Origin of the sequence: Actinoplanes sp. NPDC051861 (genome assembly GCF_040681145.1) — a bacterium.
GTDB lineage: Bacteria > Actinomycetota > Actinomycetes > Mycobacteriales > Micromonosporaceae > Actinoplanes.
Genome location: NZ_JBFAYE010000018.1, coordinates 25243 through 43611, shown reverse-complemented (window position 1 = coordinate 43611; position 18369 = coordinate 25243). Strand labels below are relative to the sequence as shown.

The window sequence follows — 18369 nt, the reverse complement described above, 5'->3', positions numbered from 1 at the left end:
GGCGTGGTCGAGGGCGAGCACCTCGGTGAGGGTCCAGTGGGCGTGTCGCCCGAGGAAGGCTGCCTCCCGGTGAACCCGGTCCAGGGGGTAGCCGGCTATCCCCCCAGCAGGGGCACCTCCACCTCGTGCGACTCGTGGCAGTGCGGGCAGACCACCGCGAGCACCTGCGGGGTGAGGCCGTTGACACGGTTGTAGAGGTCCTGCAGATGGGCCAGGTCCTCGGAGAACAGGCCCTCCACCACACCGGCGTTGACCTCCGGCAGCGACCCGAGCCGGGTCACCACCCGGGCCAGGAGCAGCACGATGAGGTACGCCGGCCAGTTCTGCACCCGGGGATCACGCAGCGGGTAGATCTCGTCCGCCGCGGTCGCCAGCCGCATCGTCCCGGTCCGGTGCAGCGTGCCCTGAGCGTCGACGTACCCCTTCGGCAGTTCGAAGGGGACCTCGGTGACGAGCACATCCGCGGTCATACCCGGACGACCCCCTCGTGCGACAGCACGAGCGTCTCGATGAGGATCTCGTTGCCCTTGGCGTTCAGGCCGGACAGCTCCCACTTGGACGGCCAGGCGCCGGTGATGTTCCACCGGGCCACCTCGGTGCTGCGGTCCATGTCGTACACCACGACCGAGACGTTCTGCCGGTCGACGTTGCCGTCCACGATCCGCTGCCGCCAGTCGTACAGCTCGGTGGACGCGGTGGATCCCCACTTGAGCGTGACGTCGCTGAACGTCGTGCGGCCGGGCAGCTTGCGGACGTTGCCCTCGCCGCCCTGGCGGTGCTCGATCGACTCGGTCGTCGAGCCCAGGCCGGTGCACTCGGTGAAGCTGCCCTGGGCGATCCCCTGGATCTCGATCAGGAAGTTGAAACTGCGGAACGGGTCGACCCGTTCGCCGGTCTGGGGCATGGCGCCTCCCTACGTCGTGATGTGCGTTGGCTCAGCCTTCGGTGACCCTTGCTCCGCCGTCCCACAGGCCGAGCCGCAGGACGATGTGCTCGGCGGGGCGGGTGACCGCCAGGCCGATCTCGATGTAGACCTCGCCACGGTCCCGGACCGCCGCCGGGTTGATCGACTCGTCGATGGTCACGTAGAACGCTTCCTTCGCGGTGCGCCCGAACAGCCCGCCCGACTCCCAGACCCGAGTCAGGAACTCGGTGATCGAACGATCGAGGCCTTTCCACAGCCGGGTGTTGTTGGGCTGGAAGACCGCCCAGCGCAGCCCTTCGACGAGCGAATCCTCAACGTACGAGACGAGCCTGCGGACGTTGACGAAGCGCCACGGCACCACCGGGCTCAGCGTCCGCGCCCCCCATACCAGCGGCGGAGTGCCCGGGAACTGCCGCAGAGCGTTGATGTTCTTGCTGTTCAGCAGGCCCTGCTCGGTGTCGTTGAGGGTGATCTCCACGCCCACGGCGCCGCGGACCTGCTCGTTGGCCGGAGCCTTGTGCACGCCGACGGTGCTGTCGCAGCGCGACATCACGCCGGCGATGTGCCCGGACGGCGGCGCCACGATCGTGGCGCCGTCGGCGGTCAGCGGGTCGGGGATCACGATCCACGGCCAGTACAGGGCGGCGAACCCGTTCTGCGACAGCAGGCCGCCGCGCTGGGTCTGCAGCGGGCCGTCGGCCTTGAGCGGATCCTTGTCCTGCACCCCGTCGAGGATCGCGAACCGGTCGTGCAGGTCCTCGCAGTGTTTGATCACCTTGGTCTGCGCGGCCGCGTCGACCAGGCCGGGCACGCAGACCAGGCCCACCTCGGGGCGGCGGGTCAGCTCGGCGAGCGCGGCGTCGAGCCCGCCCATGTCCTTGACCGGCACGACGTACAGGAAGGTGCCGCCGTTGTCGAAGAAGCCGCGGACGGCGAGCGGCAGGTTGAGGCCGGCCTTGAAGCCGCCGAACTTGTCACGATAGGCGTTCCAGCTCGAGAAGCCGGCCGCCTTGCCGAGCTCGGCCGCGGGCGGCGCCGTGGTGACGACGCCGATCAGAGCGGCGACGCTGGTGCCGGCACCGCTGATCGGGCCGGCGGGTGTGAACTCTTCCAGATGGACCCCGGGTGCCGCGGTCGCGTAGTCGACCATCGCGTGTTCCGCCTTCCGTCTAGCTCATTTGTCACGGTTGCCGCAGGACGACCGTGAGGCGCTGATGCGTGGCCGCGTACTCCATCGCGACCTCCTGGGCGGGGCTGCCGGGCTTCTGCACCCGCAGGGTGTAGCTGCCGAACTCCAGGCCCGGCACCGCGAACTCGCCGTCCGCGGTGGTGACGGCCTGCTTCCCGGTGCCGACCACCACGACGGTGGTCCCGGATGCCGGTGCGAGGGTGTGGTCGAGCACCCGCCCGGCCAGCTGGGGATGCTCCGGCGGTGTGGCGGTGACCCGGAAGTCCTTCGGCGCCACGGCCTGCTCGACCTCGTCGTACGGCTGGACGGTCAGGGTCACAGTGAGCGGGAACGCGGGACGGGGTGCCACGCCGAGGGCGCTCCAGAACTCGGCGGCGGACCGGCCCTCCTGGGTCTGCGCCACCACCGTGGACAGCGGGTACGGCTGCGGCGGGTTCCGCAGCACGCCCCGGTGGAACGTCTCGCCGATGACCGGGAACCGGCCCAGCCACTGCAGGGTGGACCCGAGCAGCCGGTGCTCGGCCGCCGCCTTGAGCCCGCCGGTCTGGTTCGACCAGGCGGTCACCAGGTACGTGCAGTCCACCCGCAGGTACGGCATCCGGGTCGTGAAGCCGCTCTCCGTCCGGATCGTCACCGGCCCCTCCTCCCGCAGCGTGCGGTTCTCGACCACCTCGTGCAGGAAGAGGTTCAGCGTGGCCTGCGCCGGTTTGAAGTCCCGGTCGGGCGTGTCGAAGCTGACGTCGGCGTCCCGGACCGTCTGCGGCGCGGCCGCGTCGTCGAGCAGTGCCTTGACGGTCGCGTCGAGGTCGTCGAACATCCGCGCTCACCGCCCCCCGTCCGGGACCGGCTCGGGCGGCACCCGGCCCATCTTCCGGAACTCGCGGCGGATCGCCCGGTGCAGCACCTCGGCACCGATCGGCTCGCCCCGGTCCGCCGCCAGGTACGCCGCGTGCAGCGCCGCGTTCTTGATCTCCGCTCCGGTGAGCCGGAAGTCGCGGGCCAGCACCCCGAAGTCGAGGTCACCGGCGAGCGGCGCGCCGGCCGGGAAGCAGATCCGCCAGATGCCCGCGCGGTGCGCGTCGTCGGGGAACGGGAAGTCCACCACGAACTGCAGGCGCCGGGTCAGCGCCTCGTCGAGGTTCTGCCGCAGGTTCGTGGCGAGGATCGCGATGCCGTCGTACTGCTCCATCCGCTGCAGCAGGTAGGACGTCTCGATGTTCGCGTACCGGTCGTGGGCGTCGTGCACCTCGGACCGCTTGCCGAACAGCGCGTCGGCCTCGTCGAACATGAGGATGGCGTCGGCCTCGGCCGCGGCGCCGAAGATCCGCTCCAGGTTCTTCTCGGTCTCGCCGATGTACTTGCTGACCACGGAGGCGAGGTCGACCGAGTACAGGTCCAGGCCGAGCTCGCCGGCGATCACCTCGGCGGCGCTGGTCTTGCCGGTGCCCGGCGGCCCGGTGAAGAGAGCGCTGGTGCCCCGGCCCCGGGGCAGCTTGCGGCCGAACCCCCATTCGGACAGCACGGTGGACCGCAGCCGCACCCGGGCGCACAGGTCGGTGAGCTGCGCGGTGGTCTCGTCCGGCAGGACGATGTCGTCCCAGGTGGTCACCGGCTCGATGCGGCGGGCGAGCGCGGCGAGGCGGTGCCCGGTCTGCCTGCGGGCGGCGGCGAACACCTGCGCCGCGGTCGGCGCCCGGCCACCCCCGGCGGTCACCGACGCGCGGGTCACCGCCTCGGCGATCCGCGCGGGCCCGAAGGTGAACCGGTCGGCCAGCGTCGCGGCCAGGTCCTCCGCCGATTCGGCACGGGCACGCCGAAGATTCCGCGCCCAGGCGGCCCGCCGGGCGGCCGGGTCGGAGTGCCCGAAGGACACCTCGAGGACGGGAAACGCACCGTCCGCACCGGCCCAGGGCTCGGTGTCCGACAGCAGCGTGATCCCGGTGTGCTCGGCCAGGCGCTCACCCAGCACGGCCCGGCGGCGCGATCCCGGTGGCAGCGCCGCCAGACCGTCCACATACATCACCGCGCCGTGCAGGGCCGCCTCCCGGAACGCCCGGAACACTGTTTCCGCGGCCTCCTCGTCGGTGTCGGGCAGACGGGCCGTGTCCAACCGGAGCAGCGGAACGCCCAGCTCACCGGCGAGCGCCCCGGCGGCCGCACCGCGTCCCGAACCGGCCGGGCCGTGGAAGTGCACCCGCAGCGGATCGCCGTCCCGCGCTTTGAGCGCGGCGTCCAGCACCGTGGCCCGGACGTCCGGCGGCAACGTCGTGGCGGCCCAACCGCCCGGCGCTGGGCGGTGCAGTGCGCCGGAGGCGGCCACCTGCCGGTCGAACCCGCCGGGCGCCAGCAGCAGCTCGGCGATCTGCTCGTCCAGGACGGCCACATGCGACAGCAGCGGCGGCGCCGGCACCCGGTCCTCGGCCACCAGCCGCAGCAACCGGTGCCGCAGCAGCGGCCGGTCCGGTCCGAACAGTGCCCGGCGGTGGATCCGGTCGCCGGCCGACTCGCTGATCAGCTCGAGGATGAGGCCGGCCGTCGGGCGGCGCCGGCTGACGTCGTCCTGGAGGTAGCCGTACAGCCGCTCGTATCGCACGTCGGCCTCGGGGCCGAGCGCGACGAGGACGGCGTCGAGCTCGGCGTCGCTCAGGCCGGCGGTGTCGCGGACCCAGGCCCAGCCGCGGTGATAGGCGACGATCTCGGCCCAGCCGGGATCGACGTCGCGGACACCGCGCAGCGGCTCGGCGACGGCGTCGTGCAGCGCCGCGAGCGCGTCCGCCTCGGTGATGTAGAGCCCACGGAACGAGTCGTGACCGGCGTCGGCGCCGTACCGCTGCCGGGCACCGGCCACAGCACCGGCGAGCAACGCGTCCAGCCGGCGGAAGGCGAGGCGCCAGTCGGCGACGGCCGGCGGGTTCTCGGCGAGGGAAATGGCATTGAGCGACATAACTTCCCCCTCCCGCAAACGACCGAGGAAAGTGACGAAAGATGTTCGCGGACAACGCTAGGGACAAACCCGTGCGGGTGTCAAGAATCACATTGGCGACAGTCATTCACCTGCTGGAATGCATTTGTCAGGCAGGTTGCCGACAGAAACGGGACCAGCTGATTAAGCGCATGATAATGGCGTCGACAATGCATATCGCAAACCGCCTTCCCGGCTTTCCGAGAGCCACCTATCGATGCCTGGGCGCACGGCCGCCCTTGCGCGACGGCTCGGTAAGTCGTAGCTTTCCGTTCGTGGCCACTTACCGAGCCTCGGAGGGCTGGGAGGCGCTGGGCGACCCCAGCCGGCTCGCCATCGTGCAGTGCCTGGCGGACCGGCCGCGTGCGGTGGGTGAACTGGCGGCCGAGCTACCGATCAGCCGCCCGGCGGTGTCGCAGCATCTCAAGGTGCTCAAGGGCGCGGGTCTCGTCACCGACCAGGCGGTGGGCACGCGGCGGGTCTACCGGCTCAACCCGGTCGGCATGGCCGCACTGCGGGACCAGTTGGAGACGTTCTGGAGCCGGGCACTGGAGGGCTACCAGGACGTCGCGGAGCAGCGGGACGAGGAGGACTCATGACAGTGGTTCGCCGTCAGATCGTCGTCCGGGCGCCGATCGAACGGGCGTTCACGGTGTTCACCGACCGGTTCGGCGACTTCAAACCACCTGAGCACAACCTGCTCGGCGTCCCGATCGCGGAGACGGTGTTCGAGCCCAAGGTCGGCGGCAACATCTACGACCGTGGGACGGACGGCAGCGAGTGCCGGTGGGCGCGGATCCTCGCCTACGACCCGCCGCACCGCGTCGTGTTCAGCTGGGACATCGGGCCCACCTGGCAGGTGGAGGCGGACCCGGAGTTCACCAGCGAGGTCGAGGTCACGTTCACCGCCGAGGCCGCTGATCGCACTCTGGTCCAGCTCGAACACCGGCACCTGGACCGGCATGGCACGGGCTGGGAGTCGGTTCGCGACGGGATCGGGAACGACGAGGGGTGGCCGCTCTACCTCGACCGGTACGCCGCACTGTTCGGTGAGGAGCGCTGATGGAGGACGTGCGCGCGGCGCATCGCGTACTCATGGATCGGGTTCTGCACGGCCCGGGCGAGACGGACCCGCGGCAGCGAGCCCAGGCCTTCGCCAACGCCGGCGTCGACGCGGCGCTGCAGCCGCTGATCGGCAAGGTCGCCACCGAACCCACCCGGATCACCGACGCCGACCTCGACGTGGCCGGCTACACCGGGGACGAGATCTTCGAGATGGTGGTCGCGGCCGCGGTCGGGGAAGCCACCCAGATGTACGAGTCGGCGCTCGCCGCCCTCGACGAAGCGGCGGCCGGCTGATGCGGCCCGAGGTGCTCAACAGCGGCTACCAGCCGATGACCAAGGTGCTGTTCAGGATGATCCGGCTGTTCACCGGCCGGCCTCTGCCGGACGCCGCGAAGCTCGTCTTCTACCGGCCCGGCTTCTACGGCGATCCGGCCAAGCGCTTCACCCAGCTGGCGATGCGCGGCCCGTCGCCGTGGTCGGTGGGCGACCGTGAGCTGATGGCGGCGGTCGTGTCCCAGGCCAACGCCTGCACCTTCTGCGTCGGCGCGCACACCGCAACAGCCGCGCAAGCGTACGCCGACCGCGACCTCGTCCGAGCGGTGCTCGCCGATGTGGACACGGCACCGGTCGCTCCCGAGTTGAGGGCGACCCTGCGCCTGCTCACGAAGCTGACCCGCGACGGCACGGTCAGCGCCGACGACATGCGCGCTGTCCTGGCCGCGGGCGTCACACGCCAGCAGATCGAGGACGCGCTCGCGGTCGCCACCGCCTTCAACATCACCAACCGCCTCGCCGACGCGTTCGACTTCGAGGTCCTCGACGAGGACGGCTTCGCCGCGGGCGCGAGGTTCCTGCTCAAGCGCGGCTACGGCTGACCGCGCCCGTCCAGGACGGTCTTGAGGCGGGCCAGGTCGGCACTGTTGGCCCGGCGCATCGACGCCGCCATCATCGGGGCGGTGAACCGTGCGAAGCCGGCCGGCTCGCCACGATTGCGCAACGTCATCCGCGTGCCACCGCTGCCGACCGGCTCCCACGTGTAGGTGGTCTCCATCGGGAACGGGCCCTGTGCCGTGCGCATCACCAGCCTGCGGCCGGGTTCGTGCTCGACGATCTCGTAGGTGTAGGCGAGGACGCGGCCGAGGAACCGCGCCTCGAAGGCGATCCGGCTGCCGAGGCGCAACGGCGGGTCGGTCACCCACCGCGCCGAACTGATGTTCCGGTACCAGTGCGGGGCGTTCGCCGGGTCGGCGGCGTACGCGGCGACCTCGTCAACCGGGCGTGCGATCACAATCTCGGTCAGTACGTCGACAGCCATCTCGCCCTCCCTCACCACCGACGCTAGTCCTCGGCCACCGGCCAGGTGAGCCAACCCAGCAGTGGCAGGAACGGGTCGAGCCGCCGCGCGCACCAGCCGGTCAGAGCGGGCGATGTGATCTCGCCCGGATGCGGGTGGCGGCGCATGACGTGGAGTCCGTCGCGGACGGCGAAGCGTGCCGCGGGCCCGTCCGGGCCGAACCCGGCGGGCAGGCGGCGCCGCGTCGGTTCGCTCAGTTCCGCCCCGCCGCTGGTCAGTGCCGTGACGTGCCGGTCGAGCGCGGCCATGGCGTGCTCGTCGCGCAACCGGTCCCGGTAGCTCTCCAGGGCGGCGCCGGTGCGCGGCATCACGCCACAACCGAGATGCACCTCGGCCGGCGTGATGCGCACCAGCAGCGCCGGATCCGTTCGCGGGCCGTGGGGTCCCTGCCAGAACGCGAAGTCCAGGTGCGGCCGGTAGGGCGGCCTGTCCGGCGCGAACCGCAGGTCGTTGGCGATCCGGAAGAGGCTTCCGCCGATGCGCGGCTCCGCGCGCAGGCCGGGCACCCGCTCCCGCAGCCGGGCTCCCAGCTCGGTCACGTACGCCTCGGCGGGCTCCGCCAGCTCCCGGCGGTAGACCTCGCGGCCCGCGTCGAAGAACGCCTTGCTGTTGTCCCGCTCCAGGCCGGCCAGGAACGCCAGCCCGGCGGCTCCGAACCCGGGGAAACGCTCGGGAACATCGCCGGCCGCGTGGTCGAGGGCCTCGCTCAGCAACGCCGCCCACCGGTCCCGGTCCGGATCGGGCAGGGCCACCCACTCCCGGAAAACCCGTCCGGCCGGCGCGAACGGCTCCCCATGCCCGTCAGCGAGCAACTGCTCGACCCGGTGGCGCGGCAGCTTGACCAGGAGCGCGCCGCTGCGATGCTCCAGCGAGGCGAAGAAACTGCCGTCGCGGCGTACGCACGGCAGACCCATCATCGTCGACCGCCGCACCGACGGGTCGGCGTACATCGGCTCGACCAGTTCCCAGAACAGTTTCTCGCCGGACTCCGGCATCGGGGCACCTCCATCGTTGTCGTCGCCCTCGTCCTGACTGATCCCGGTGGCGCCGCCGATTCATCGGTCCTGTCACACCCGGGCGCTACCGTGATCCGGTGAGCACGGACCCGGTGATGGAGGCGGCGCTGCGGGGCGACAGCACGGCGTTCCGCGCGCTGGTGGATCCGCATCTGCCCGCCCTGCACCTGCACAGTTACCGGATGCTCGGGTCGCACCACGACGCCGAGGACGCGGTGCAGGAGACGCTGCTGCGGGCGTGGCAGGGCCTTGCCGGTTACGAGGGCCGCGCGCCGTTACGGCACTGGCTGTTCCGGATCACCACGACCACCTGCCTGAAGGCGATCGAACGGCGCCGGCGGACCCCGGTCACCGACAGCCTGGACGTCACCTGGCTGGAGCCGTGCCCGGACGTGCTCCTCGACCGCCTCGATGATCCCGCCGACCTTGTGGACCGGCGCGAGTCCGTCGCGCTCGCCTTCATCGCCGCCCTGCAACTGCTCCCGGCGACCCAGCGGGCGGTGCTCATCCTGCGCGACGTGCTGGCCTGGCCCGCCGCGGAGGTCGCGGGCCTGCTCGGCACCAGCGCCGCGGCCGTCAACAGCGCCCTGCAGCGCGCCCGCGCCACGCTCGCCGCGAGCACGGACGTCACACCGGTGACGCGGCCGGCCGGCGAGCGGGAGCGCCACCTGGTCACGGCGTTCCTCCGGGCCTGGGCGGACTGCGACGTCGACGCGCTCGCGCGGCTGCTTCGCGAGGACGTCATCCTGACGATGCCGCCCGAGCGCATCCGGATCACCGGCCGCGACGCGGTCGCCCGGTTCTTCGCCACCGTGCCCGCCGGCGGCCGGCTCGACCTCGTCGACCTCGTCGAGACCCGCGCCAACGGCCAGGTCGCGCTCGCCGCCTACCTCCCGGGCGACAGTGCCGGGCTCGACTGTCACGGCTACGGGATCATGGTTCTCACCCTGGACACCGAGGGGATCGCGGCGATCACCGGGTTCCCCGGGCCCGGCTTGTTCCCCGTCTTCGGCCTGCCGACGGCCCGAGTCCGAGGCGGCAGGTGAGCGCCCGCTGGACATCGATGACTGTCGCGATCAGGGGTGGATTGAGCAGCGACAACAGGACTTCCCCTGGAAGCTACTTCCGGGTAACCTCAGGCCCGCATGCGGTTCGCGGACCATTTCGGACATCCCCTGTGGAGGAACCGTGGGTTACCTTCGACGCACCATCATGCTCGGCGCTACGGCTGTTCTCGGGGCCGCGGCGGCTGTCACGGTTGCCGGGCCGGCGCAGGCCGCGCCCATTGCGATCAATTTCAACAACGTCACGGGCACCACTCATCTGGCGAAGCCGAACGTCGACGTCAGCGTGCCGGCGTCGTCCGTGCAGACCCAGATCGACCTGGACACCAACACGGTCACCGGCAGTGCGAATCTGGCCGATCTCACCGCGAAGCTGAAGCTGGCCAAGCTGATCGGCGTCACGTCGACGGTGAAGATCGTGCCGGTGGGCGGGCTGACCGGCACGATCGACCTCGGCGCGTCCAAGTTGTCGACCACGACGACGTTCACGCTGCAGATCGTCGACGCGCACACGGACGCCGCGCCGAAGATCAACCTGGTCAAGCCGGGCTGCCGGACTGTGCGGCCGTCGACGCTGACGTTGAACAACACCACCCCGGTGGAGTTGTTCAAGCCGATCACCATGGAGGGCACGTACACGATTCCGGCGTTCAAGGGCTGCGGCCTGCTGACGCCGCTGCTCACCCTGCTGCTGTCCGGCCCGGGCAACAGGATGACGCTGGTCCTGCAGTAGCGCGCCGGCTCCTGGTCGTCATTTCGGCATACGATGTGTGCGTCGAAATGACGACCACGGGGAGGTGGCCGGTTGGCGGCGCGCAGGTACGAGCAGGTTCTGCGCGCGGAGACCGCCGAGCGGACGAGGCGGCGGATCCTCGCGGCGGTCGGGCAGCGGCTGCGGGAGGGCCCGGCCGAGCAGCCGAGCCTGGAGCAGGTGGCGCGGCTGGCGCGGGTGTCGCGGTCGACCGTCTACGCCGGCTTCGGTTCACGGGCCGGGCTGTTCGACGCGTTCGTGATCGACCTGTGGGAGCGGACGGGACTCAGCGAGCTCAGCCGCGCTGTGGCGTCGGGCGGCGCCCGGGAGCACCTCCGCGAGGGCATCGCCGCCGCGAGCCGGATGAAGGCGCGTGACCTCGCGATCTATCGCGTGCTGCACGCCATGGACCGCCTCGGCCCGGAGTCGGCCGGCGGGGCCGTGCGGCACATGGAGCGGGACCGGCGGGCGGGCGTGGAGAGCCTCGCCGCGCGCCTGGAGGCCGAGGGCCTGCTGCGCGAGGACCTCACCGCCGGGCAGGCCGCCGACGCGCTGTGGGTGCTGACCAGCTTCGAGAGCCTCGACCTGCTGATCACCGGCCGCGGCCGAACCGTCGACGAGGCGATCGAGACGCTGGTGACGACGGCCGAGCGGGCCGTACTCCACACGCGCTGAGCGCGGGCCGAACTTCACACGCGCTGAGCGCGGGGCGAGCGAACTCAGGACCCGTTGAGGCCGAAGCGGCGGACGACGTCGGCCAGCCAGGGCGTGTCGACGAAGGAGAGACCGTGCTCGGCGGCGAGGGCGGCGCCGCGCTCCGGGTCGGGATCGCCGGCCTCGATCATGTCAGCGACGGCCCGGAAGAACAGCTCGAAGCCGGCCGGGCTGATCACCTCGATCATGCGGGCGGGCTCGGGTCCGGCGTTCCACATGGCGTGCGCCTCGCCGCGCGGCTTGGCGATGCAACCGCCCGTGCTCAGGACGGCCTCCCGGTCACCGGAGCGGAAGCCGATCGTGCCGCCGGTGACTATCGAATACTCATCCTCGCGCGTGTGGATGTGTGGCGGCACCAGGGCGCCCGGCGGGAACTCGTGCTCGACGATCGCCAGCGCGCCGCCGGTGTCGGCGCCCCACACCTTGAAGTCGACGGTGATCACACCCAGGCTCGCCATAGGGCCAGTCTCAAATTTCACCGGACGCACTGTCAACCGAAAAACGAACTCCGCGGGTTTCCGTTGTCGCGGCCCGGTTCGCGGCACCAACAGGTATGTCCGTCACCGAGCTCGTCCTGGCGGCCCAGCGCGGTGACCGTGCCGCCACCGAGCGGCTGGCCGCCGAGCATCTGGCTCTCGTCTACAACGTGGTCGGCCGTGCGCTGAACGGTCACGCCGACGTCGACGACGTCGTCCAGGAGACGTTCGTCCACATGGTGCGGGGCCTGCCCGCCCTGCGCGACCCCGAGCGGTTCCGCGCCTGGCTGCTGGCGATTGCGCAGCGGCAGGTGCGGCTGCATCTGCGGGCCCGCCGGCGGTTCCTGGGGCACCGCCGGGACCTCGACGCCGACGTGCCCGACCCTGCCGGTGACTTCGCCTCCCGGACGGTCGCCGAGTTCCTGCTCACCGGTCAGCGCCGGGAGGTGGCCGAGGCGGCCCGGTGGCTCGACGACGGCGACCGGTTGCTGCTGGCGCTGTGGTGGCAGGAGGCGTCCGGTCAGATCACCCGGGCGCAGCTGGCCGGCGCGCTGGGCGTGAGCGGGAAGCACGCGGCGGTTCGGGTCAAGCGGATGCGTGATCAGCTCGAGGCGGCCCGGGTGGTGGTTCGCGCGCTGCACGCGGGGACGTGTCCGGAATTGGCCAGCGCGGTCGCGACCTGGGACGGCAGAGCGGATTCGCGGTGGCGCAAGCGGCTGGCCCGGCACACCCGCGGTTGTGCGCGCTGCTCCGCGTACCGTAGTGGTCTGATCTCACCGGAACAGCTGCTCCTGGGTCTTGTCCCGGTGCCGATCGCGCTGGCCGGCCTGGTCCACGGCATCGGCGCGACGTCTTCCGCGAGCCTGCTGCCGGTCAAGCTGATTGCCGCGACCATGGCCACGTTGTTGATCGCCGGCGGCGCATTCGGGTACGCGACGAGCACACCCGCCGGAACCCCGCAGCCCAGCCCGACCAGCACCGTCGTGGCGGCACCGGACGGCACGAGCGCGGGTGACGGCACCCTGGCGCGGCCGTTCACCCTGGCCCGCGCGGTCGGCGTGGTCCGGCCGGGGCAGACGATCGCGCTGCGCGGCGGGACCTATCGCCTCACCGACCCGATCGTCATCACCACCAGCGGCGACGCCCGCAACCGGATCACGCTGACCGGATTCCGGGACGAGCGCCCGGTGCTGGACGCGTCCGCGCTGCCGGACGACAAGTGGGCGGTGACCCACGAGGCCGACTTCTGGACCGTGCGCGGGCTGGCGGTGACCGGCTCGCTGAGCCACGCGTACGTTTGCATCTCCTGCACCGGGACCGTTTTCGATCGGCTGGCCCTCTACGGGAACGTGCGCGGCGGCCTGACGCTGCGCGATCCGGGCACGGTGGGCAACCAGGTGCTGGACAGCGACTTCTTCGCGAATCGCGGCACCGGGCTGACCGTGAAATTCGGTACCGGAGCGGGCAACGTGGTGCGCGGCAACCGGGCCTTCGGCAACGGTGACAACGGGTTCGACCTGGGGGATTTCGCGAGCCCGGTGACGGTCGACTCCAACTGGTCGTTCGGCAACGGCGTCTGCGGCTTCGCGCTCGGTGGGGGTGATCCGGCGCCCCGGGCCGCGCACGTCGTCCGCAACAACGCCGCCTGGGAGAACGAACTGCACGGGTTCTCCGACGACGAGAACACCGCGGCGATACGGCTCACCGGCAACACCGCGTGGCGTAACCGTGGTGCGGGGTTCTCGATGCCGTCGGGCTCGGCGCACCTGCGGGGCAACGTCGCGGCGGGTGACCGTACCCCGGCTGATCTCGCCGGAGAGGCCGACGCCGCGGGCAACGCCTGGCACCGCGGTGAGGCCGCGATCTTCCGGTCCACCGATCCGGCCGGGGCCGAGGGACCACGCCGCCCGGACGGCTCGCTGCCGCAGACGTCGTTCCTGGTCAGCCGCAGCGGGCTCGGCGCCACGATGCGTGTGTCATAGACATTTCTGAATCTTTTCGTAATCCCGCCACCGGTGGCCGCACCTATCAGTGAACCGGTTAATCCATCATCCCCGAGGAGACTCCCCCATGAGACAGACCCTGCCCTGGGTATTCGCTCTCGCCCTGCCAGCCGGGCTCGTCGTCGCGTTCGCACTGCCGTCGGAGGCCGCTGTCGCCCCGGTCAGCGGTGGTGTCTACACGCTCGCGTCGGGCTCCAGCGGCAAGTGCGTCCAGGCCGCCGGCACCGCGAACGGCGGACTGCTGACACAGGTGACGTGCAGCGCGGCCAACTCGTTCCAGGCCGTGGCGCAGAACGGCGGCTTCGGCTTCACCAACAGCGCGAGCGGCAGGTGCGTCGACGTGCCGTACTCGGACACGACGGCCGGCATCCAGCTGTGGCAGTGGACGTGCGGCGCCAGCGCGAACCAGACGTGGTCGCTGACGGCGTCGGCGGCGGCGTCCGGCAAGTATCTGATCAAGAGTGCGGCGAACGGGCTCTGTATCAGCAACAAGGACGGCTCGACCGCCGGTAACAACCCGATCGTGCAGGAGGCGTGCTCCGACATCGCCCGCATGCAGTGGTCCTTCAACCAGGTCAGCGGCGGTCCTGTCACCGGTGATCTCGTGGTCGCCAAGGACGGCACCGGCCAGTACACGACCGTGCAGGCGGCGGTCAACGCGGTGCCGGCGAACAACACCGGCCGCAAGGTCATCTCGATCAAGCCGGGCACGTACCGGGAGATCGTCACGATCCCGGCGAACAAGCCGTTCATCACGTTGCAGGGTCTCGGCACGTCGAACGCGCAGACGACGATCGTGAACAACCGCGACTCCGGCCACTTCGGGCTCGGCGGCAGCGGGACGGTGCAGGCGTACGGCAAGGACCTGACAGTCACGAACCTGACGATCACCAACGACTACGACGAGAACACGTACGAGACCGGTGACCAGGCGCTTGCTCTGTACCTGGACTCGGACCGGGCCCGGTTCGACAACGTGCGGCTGCTCGGCGACCAGGACACGTTCCTGGTCGACAACAACGCCCGGACGTACTTCACGAACTCGTACGTCGAGGGCACCGTCGACTTCATCTTCGGCGCGGGCGTCGCGGTGTTCAGCAACAGCCGCATCCACGAGAAGCGCTCGACCGGCGGCCCGCTGACCGCGGCGAGCACTCCGGCGGAGAAGACGTACGGCTTCCTGTTCTACAGGTGCACGGTCACCGGCACCGGGACGAACAACACGACGCTGGGCCGGCCGTGGCGGCAGGGCGCGCAGGTGCTCTTCCGCGAGTCCAGCCTGTCGAACACGATCCGCACGTCCCAGCCCTGGACCGACATGTCCACAAATATTTGGAAAAATGCTCGCTTTACGGAATATCGGAACACCGGCGCGGGTGCGGGGACGAACAGCAACCGGCCGCAGATGTCCGACTCGCAGGCGGCGAACTACACCCCGCAGAAGTATCTGGCCGGTTCCGACGGCTGGAACCCGGTCGGTTGAGAGGGATGACGATCATGATCAAGAGGAAGCTCATCGGCGTGGCGGTCCTGGCCGTCGCCGTACCCGTCACGGTCGCCGTCACGATGCTGCCGTCGGAGGCGGCTGTCGCCCCGGTGGCCGGTGGTGTCTACACCATCGCGTCCGGCGCGAGCGGCAAGTGCGTCCAGACCCCCGACAGTGCCAACGGCGGGCTGCTGACCCAGGTGGCGTGCAACGCGGCCAGCACCGCTCAGCAGTTCCGGGTGGTCGCCCAGAACGGCGCGTTCGGCCTGGTGAACGTGGCCAGCGGCAAGTGCGCCGACGTGCCGAACTCAAGCGCGGCCGGCGGCATCCAGCTGTGGCAGTGGACATGCGGCGCGAGCACCAACCAGACGTGGGCCTTCGCCGCCTCGACCGCCGCCGCGGGCAAGTACTCGATCAAGAGCGCGGCGAACGGGCTCTGCGTCAGCAACAAGGACGGCTCGACGGCGGGCAACAATCCGATCGTCCAGGAAACCTGCTCGGACATCTCCCGGATGCAGTGGTCCTTCAACGCCGTCAGCGCCGCGCCCGGGAAATGGTCGAACACCGCGGACGGCTTCGCGCAGGGCACCACCGGCGGAGCGGGCGGCACCGCGGTCACCGTGACCAACTTCGCCGACCTGGTGAGGTACGCGACGGCGTCCACGGCCCACATCATCCGGGTGTCCGGCACCATCACGGTCACGCCGTACGGCCACGAGATCCCGGTCAAGTCGAACAAGACGATCGTCGGGCTCGGCACCGGCGGCCGGATCAGGAACGGCGGGTTCTTCCTCGGCACCGGCGTGCAGAACGTGATCATCCGGAACCTGACCATCGGTGACACCGCGATGGCCTCCGACGACCCGGACGACAAGGACTTCGACTACGACGGCATCCAGATGGACACCGCCTCGAACGTCTGGATCGACCACAACACGTTCACCAACACCAACGACGGCTACATCGACAGCCGCAAGGACTCCACGAACATCACCGTGTCGTGGAACCGGATGGGTGATCACAACAAGACGTTCGGCATCGGCTGGACGACCAACGTGACGGCGCGGATGACGATCCACCACAACTGGATCTACAACTCCAACCAGCGCAACCCGAGCGCGGACAACCTGCAGTACGTCCACCTCTACAACAACTACCTCAACAACGTCGCGTCGTACGGCAACTACGCCCGCGGCGCGACCAAGATGGTGATCGAGAACAGCTACTTCGACAAGGTCAACAACCCGTACTACCCGGACACGGCGACCGGCGCCCAGCTGCGGCAGAGCGGCAGCACGGTGGTCAACTCGACCGGGCGCAGGGAGACGTCGGGCTCGGCGTTCACGCCGGGCAGCTTCTACGCGTACACCCTCGACCCGACGGCCAACGTGCCCAGCCTGGTCAGAGCCTCCTCCGGTCCGCAGGCCGACATCGTCATGTGACGGCGGTGAGCTCAGCGGCTCCGAACGAGACGGCGAACCGCTTGCACCAGATGCTGACGCTGCGGAACGCACCCGGCTCGACATCGGCGGCGAGGCGGTACACCTGGTCGCCGTGGTTGCCCTTGAGCTCACCCAGTTCGGCGTACTTCCCGTCGTCGAAGACACGCCAGCCGGCGACCCCGGTGCGGACCTGCTGGTCGGAGAGCCAGACCCGCAGGTCCGGGCCGTCGCTGGTGTCCAGCCCGACCAGTTCCAGCTGGTGGCTGCCGTCCGGGTTGCGCACCATCCGGGCGGTGCCGCTGGTGTCGTGCTCATGCGTGACGAAGGAGCCCTCGGCGATCACGACCGGCTGGGCCGCGGGGGCTGCGGACGGTGTCGTCGTCGCGGACGGCACGACGGTCAGCGTGTCGCTCACCGTCGTGTCGGTGAACAGCCGCCACGGCTCGAACCAGTAGAGCGCACCCGCGCCGCCGACCCCGAGGACAGCGACGATCACCCAGGTGAGAGGTTTCGCGAGAAGTCGGGAAATCACGGTATGAGTCAACCGGCCCGGGCCCGATGATCACCAGCCCACGGCGGCTTACAATCCCCTTACGCCCGCTCACCACGCCGTCAGGACCAGGTGGTTGACCGCAAGTGCGCAGGCGGCCTGCAGGCACAACCAGCCGCGGCGGTCCGGTTCCGGCAACAGCGCGGCGGCGGCCGGGAGCCAGACCGCGAACGGCAGCCAGATGCGTTCCACCTCGGCCTTGCTGAGCCCGGACAGGTCGGCCGCGACGATTGCGGCGGCGGCGGCGACAACGAGCAGCGCCGCGGGCATGTGGGTGGTCCAGGCCCGTTTCGCGGCGCGGCGCAGGACGACGACGGCGGCCGGTCCGGCGGACAGGGTCAGTGCGGCGAGGTTCGCCCAGATCCAGTACGCGTACGGTCGCCGGCTCGCCAAGCCCTGGTAGTAGCGCTCCTGGACCAGGTGATAGCCCTCCCACCAGTGGAAACCGAGCCCTGTCATCGCGGCCACCACCAGGGCGGCACCCAGGATTGCCCAGCCCAGCAGGCGGAAGCGGGCCCGCCGCACCGCGATCACCGCGAGCACGGGCAGGGCGAGCAGGACCAGGCCGTAGGAGAGGTACGCACAGGCCGCCAAGCCCGCTCCACCGGCGGCGACCAACCACCGGGACGGCCGGGACAGGCCCACCGCCAGCAGTGCGATCGCCATCGCGGCCAGGCCGGTGAACAGTCCGTCGGCGGAGACACCCACCCACACGGCACCGGGGAACAGCACCAGGAACGGCAGTGCCACCCGCGCCGCGTTCTCGTCGCCGAGCGCCCGCACGGTGACCGCGACCGCCACGGTGGCCGCGCAGCCGGCGAGCACGCAGGCCGCCGCCGCCCAGGCGCCGCCGGACAACCCGAGACGGTCGAGGCCGACGAACACCAGCAGGGCTCCGGGCGGGTGGCCGGCCACGTGGGTGGTCCACGAGTCCGCGGAGCCGTCAAGGATGCGGGCGGTGAACCCGCGCAGCATGGCGGGCACGTCGGTGACGCCGGGCACCTCGGCGAGGTATTCGAAGCGCGTGGTGAGCCGCCCGGTCACACCGCGATGCCAGCCGTCCACTAGCGCGAGCGCGAACGTCCACGCCACCGAGGCGACCCAGGCGGCGGCCAGCAGTGGTCGCCACGGGAGCCGGTCCGCCAGCCGCGGGCCCCAGCCGATCACCGCCGCGGCGACGGCCACGGCCAGCGGAGTGCCGGGGCCGGCGTGCGGCAGCACATGCCCGAACAGCGGCGCCGCGGACGCGTGCACCGGCCGTCCCGCCCAGCCGAGGGCGGCACCGGCGAGCGCCGCGCCGGCCAGCAGCGCGAACGTCACGGCCAGGGTCCATCGGTCAGCCACGGCCGACGACCACGACCGCACCGCGTTC

Annotated in this window: 20 protein-coding genes; 10 read left to right on the top strand and 10 right to left on the bottom strand. The window is 70.8% G+C overall.

All coding sequences use genetic code 11. The features are described from left to right. Positions 1–95 precede the first annotated feature (95 nt). The 5 genes from AB0M02_RS34250 to AB0M02_RS34230 are packed head-to-tail and all read right to left on the bottom strand — an operon-like array spanning position 96 to position 5058. Entirely contained in the window at positions 96–470 is a 375-nt protein-coding gene (locus AB0M02_RS34250; protein ID WP_364234592.1) for a hypothetical protein, read from the bottom strand. Continuing rightward, complete coding sequence (locus AB0M02_RS34245; protein ID WP_364234590.1) at positions 467–904, bottom strand: phage tail protein; 438 nt, start codon at positions 902–904, stop codon at positions 467–469. Before AB0M02_RS34245 ends, AB0M02_RS34250 begins: the two co-directional genes overlap by 4 nt. A gap of 31 nt (positions 905–935) precedes the next feature. Then, positions 936–2075: a phage tail sheath subtilisin-like domain-containing protein gene (locus AB0M02_RS34240; protein WP_364234588.1), complete on the bottom strand. Its 1140-nt coding sequence runs from the start codon at positions 2073–2075 to the stop codon at positions 936–938. A 31-nt stretch (positions 2076–2106) separates the two neighbouring features. After that, on the bottom strand, positions 2107–2931 hold the full coding sequence (locus tag AB0M02_RS34235; RefSeq protein WP_364234585.1) for a Pvc16 family protein: 825 nt from the start codon (positions 2929–2931) through the stop codon (positions 2107–2109). Between the two features lie 6 nt (positions 2932–2937). After that, complete coding sequence (locus AB0M02_RS34230) at positions 2938–5058, bottom strand: ATP-binding protein (protein WP_364234584.1); 2121 nt, start codon at positions 5056–5058, stop codon at positions 2938–2940. Positions 5059–5351: 293 nt separating this feature from the next. On the opposite strand from AB0M02_RS34230, the gene AB0M02_RS34225 reads away from it, so the two are divergent. Genes AB0M02_RS34225 through AB0M02_RS34210 form a run of 4 tightly spaced genes read left to right on the top strand, consistent with a single transcriptional unit; the run spans position 5352 to position 7016 of the window. After that, complete coding sequence (locus AB0M02_RS34225; protein ID WP_364234582.1) at positions 5352–5675, top strand: metalloregulator ArsR/SmtB family transcription factor; 324 nt, start codon at positions 5352–5354, stop codon at positions 5673–5675. Then, positions 5672–6139: an SRPBCC family protein gene (locus AB0M02_RS34220; RefSeq protein WP_364234580.1), complete on the top strand. Its 468-nt coding sequence runs from the start codon at positions 5672–5674 to the stop codon at positions 6137–6139. The genes AB0M02_RS34225 and AB0M02_RS34220 overlap by 4 nt, the downstream gene beginning before the upstream one ends. Continuing rightward, the gene (locus tag AB0M02_RS34215) at positions 6139–6435 is read left to right on the top strand and encodes a hypothetical protein (protein WP_364234579.1); all 297 of its coding nucleotides are present in this window, start codon (positions 6139–6141) and stop codon (positions 6433–6435) included. The genes AB0M02_RS34220 and AB0M02_RS34215 overlap by 1 nt, the downstream gene beginning before the upstream one ends. After that, on the top strand, positions 6435–7016 hold the full coding sequence (locus AB0M02_RS34210; RefSeq protein ID WP_364234576.1) for a peroxidase-related enzyme: 582 nt from the start codon (positions 6435–6437) through the stop codon (positions 7014–7016). The genes AB0M02_RS34215 and AB0M02_RS34210 overlap by 1 nt, the downstream gene beginning before the upstream one ends. Here the strand turns inward: AB0M02_RS34210 and AB0M02_RS34205 are convergent. Continuing rightward, positions 7007–7456 (bottom strand): SRPBCC family protein, encoded by a 450-nt coding sequence (locus tag AB0M02_RS34205; RefSeq protein WP_364234573.1) that lies wholly within the window; start codon positions 7454–7456, stop codon positions 7007–7009. The two genes, AB0M02_RS34210 and AB0M02_RS34205, sit on opposite strands and share 10 nt — an antisense overlap. A 23-nt stretch (positions 7457–7479) precedes the next feature. Then, positions 7480–8490 carry a DUF2461 family protein gene (locus tag AB0M02_RS34200; RefSeq protein WP_364234570.1) on the bottom strand — a complete coding sequence of 337 codons (1011 nt, stop codon included), beginning with the start codon at positions 8488–8490 and terminating at the stop codon, positions 7480–7482. Positions 8491–8588: 98 nt separating this feature from the next. Here AB0M02_RS34200 and AB0M02_RS34195 point away from each other — a divergent pair, with 98 nt between their 5' ends. The 3 genes from AB0M02_RS34195 (at position 8589) to AB0M02_RS34185 (ending at position 11001) form a co-directional block, all read left to right on the top strand. Then, the gene (locus AB0M02_RS34195) at positions 8589–9557 is read left to right on the top strand and encodes an RNA polymerase subunit sigma-70 (protein WP_364234568.1); all 969 of its coding nucleotides are present in this window, start codon (positions 8589–8591) and stop codon (positions 9555–9557) included. Positions 9558–9699: 142 nt separating this feature from the next. Next, positions 9700–10308 (top strand): hypothetical protein, encoded by a 609-nt coding sequence (locus AB0M02_RS34190; protein WP_364234566.1) that lies wholly within the window; start codon positions 9700–9702, stop codon positions 10306–10308. 72 nt (positions 10309–10380) lie between these two features. Then, positions 10381–11001 carry a TetR/AcrR family transcriptional regulator gene (locus AB0M02_RS34185; RefSeq protein WP_364234564.1) on the top strand — a complete coding sequence of 207 codons (621 nt, stop codon included), beginning with the start codon at positions 10381–10383 and terminating at the stop codon, positions 10999–11001. Between the two features lie 44 nt (positions 11002–11045). Here the strand turns inward: AB0M02_RS34185 and AB0M02_RS34180 are convergent, their stop codons facing one another. After that, the gene (locus AB0M02_RS34180; protein ID WP_364234563.1) at positions 11046–11498 is read right to left on the bottom strand and encodes a cupin domain-containing protein; all 453 of its coding nucleotides are present in this window, start codon (positions 11496–11498) and stop codon (positions 11046–11048) included. A gap of 95 nt (positions 11499–11593) precedes the next feature. Between AB0M02_RS34180 and AB0M02_RS34175 the strand changes: the two genes are divergently transcribed. From AB0M02_RS34175 to AB0M02_RS34165, 3 genes are all read left to right on the top strand, one after another. Then, complete coding sequence (locus tag AB0M02_RS34175) at positions 11594–13498, top strand: sigma-70 family RNA polymerase sigma factor (protein WP_364234561.1); 1905 nt, start codon at positions 11594–11596, stop codon at positions 13496–13498. 88 nt (positions 13499–13586) lie between these two features. Continuing rightward, complete coding sequence (locus AB0M02_RS34170; RefSeq protein WP_364234559.1) at positions 13587–15002, top strand: pectinesterase family protein; 1416 nt, start codon at positions 13587–13589, stop codon at positions 15000–15002. Between the two features lie 14 nt (positions 15003–15016). Further along, positions 15017–16447 (top strand): RICIN domain-containing protein, encoded by a 1431-nt coding sequence (locus AB0M02_RS34165; protein WP_364234556.1) that lies wholly within the window; start codon positions 15017–15019, stop codon positions 16445–16447. Here the strand turns inward: AB0M02_RS34165 and AB0M02_RS34160 are convergent. Further along, entirely contained in the window at positions 16440–16979 is a 540-nt protein-coding gene (locus AB0M02_RS34160) for a DM13 domain-containing protein (protein ID WP_364234554.1), read from the bottom strand. The two genes, AB0M02_RS34165 and AB0M02_RS34160, sit on opposite strands and share 8 nt — an antisense overlap. A 69-nt stretch (positions 16980–17048) precedes the next feature. Then, on the bottom strand, positions 17049–18305 hold the full coding sequence (locus AB0M02_RS34155) for a hypothetical protein (RefSeq protein ID WP_364234869.1): 1257 nt from the start codon (positions 18303–18305) through the stop codon (positions 17049–17051). Positions 18306–18369 lie beyond the last annotated feature (64 nt).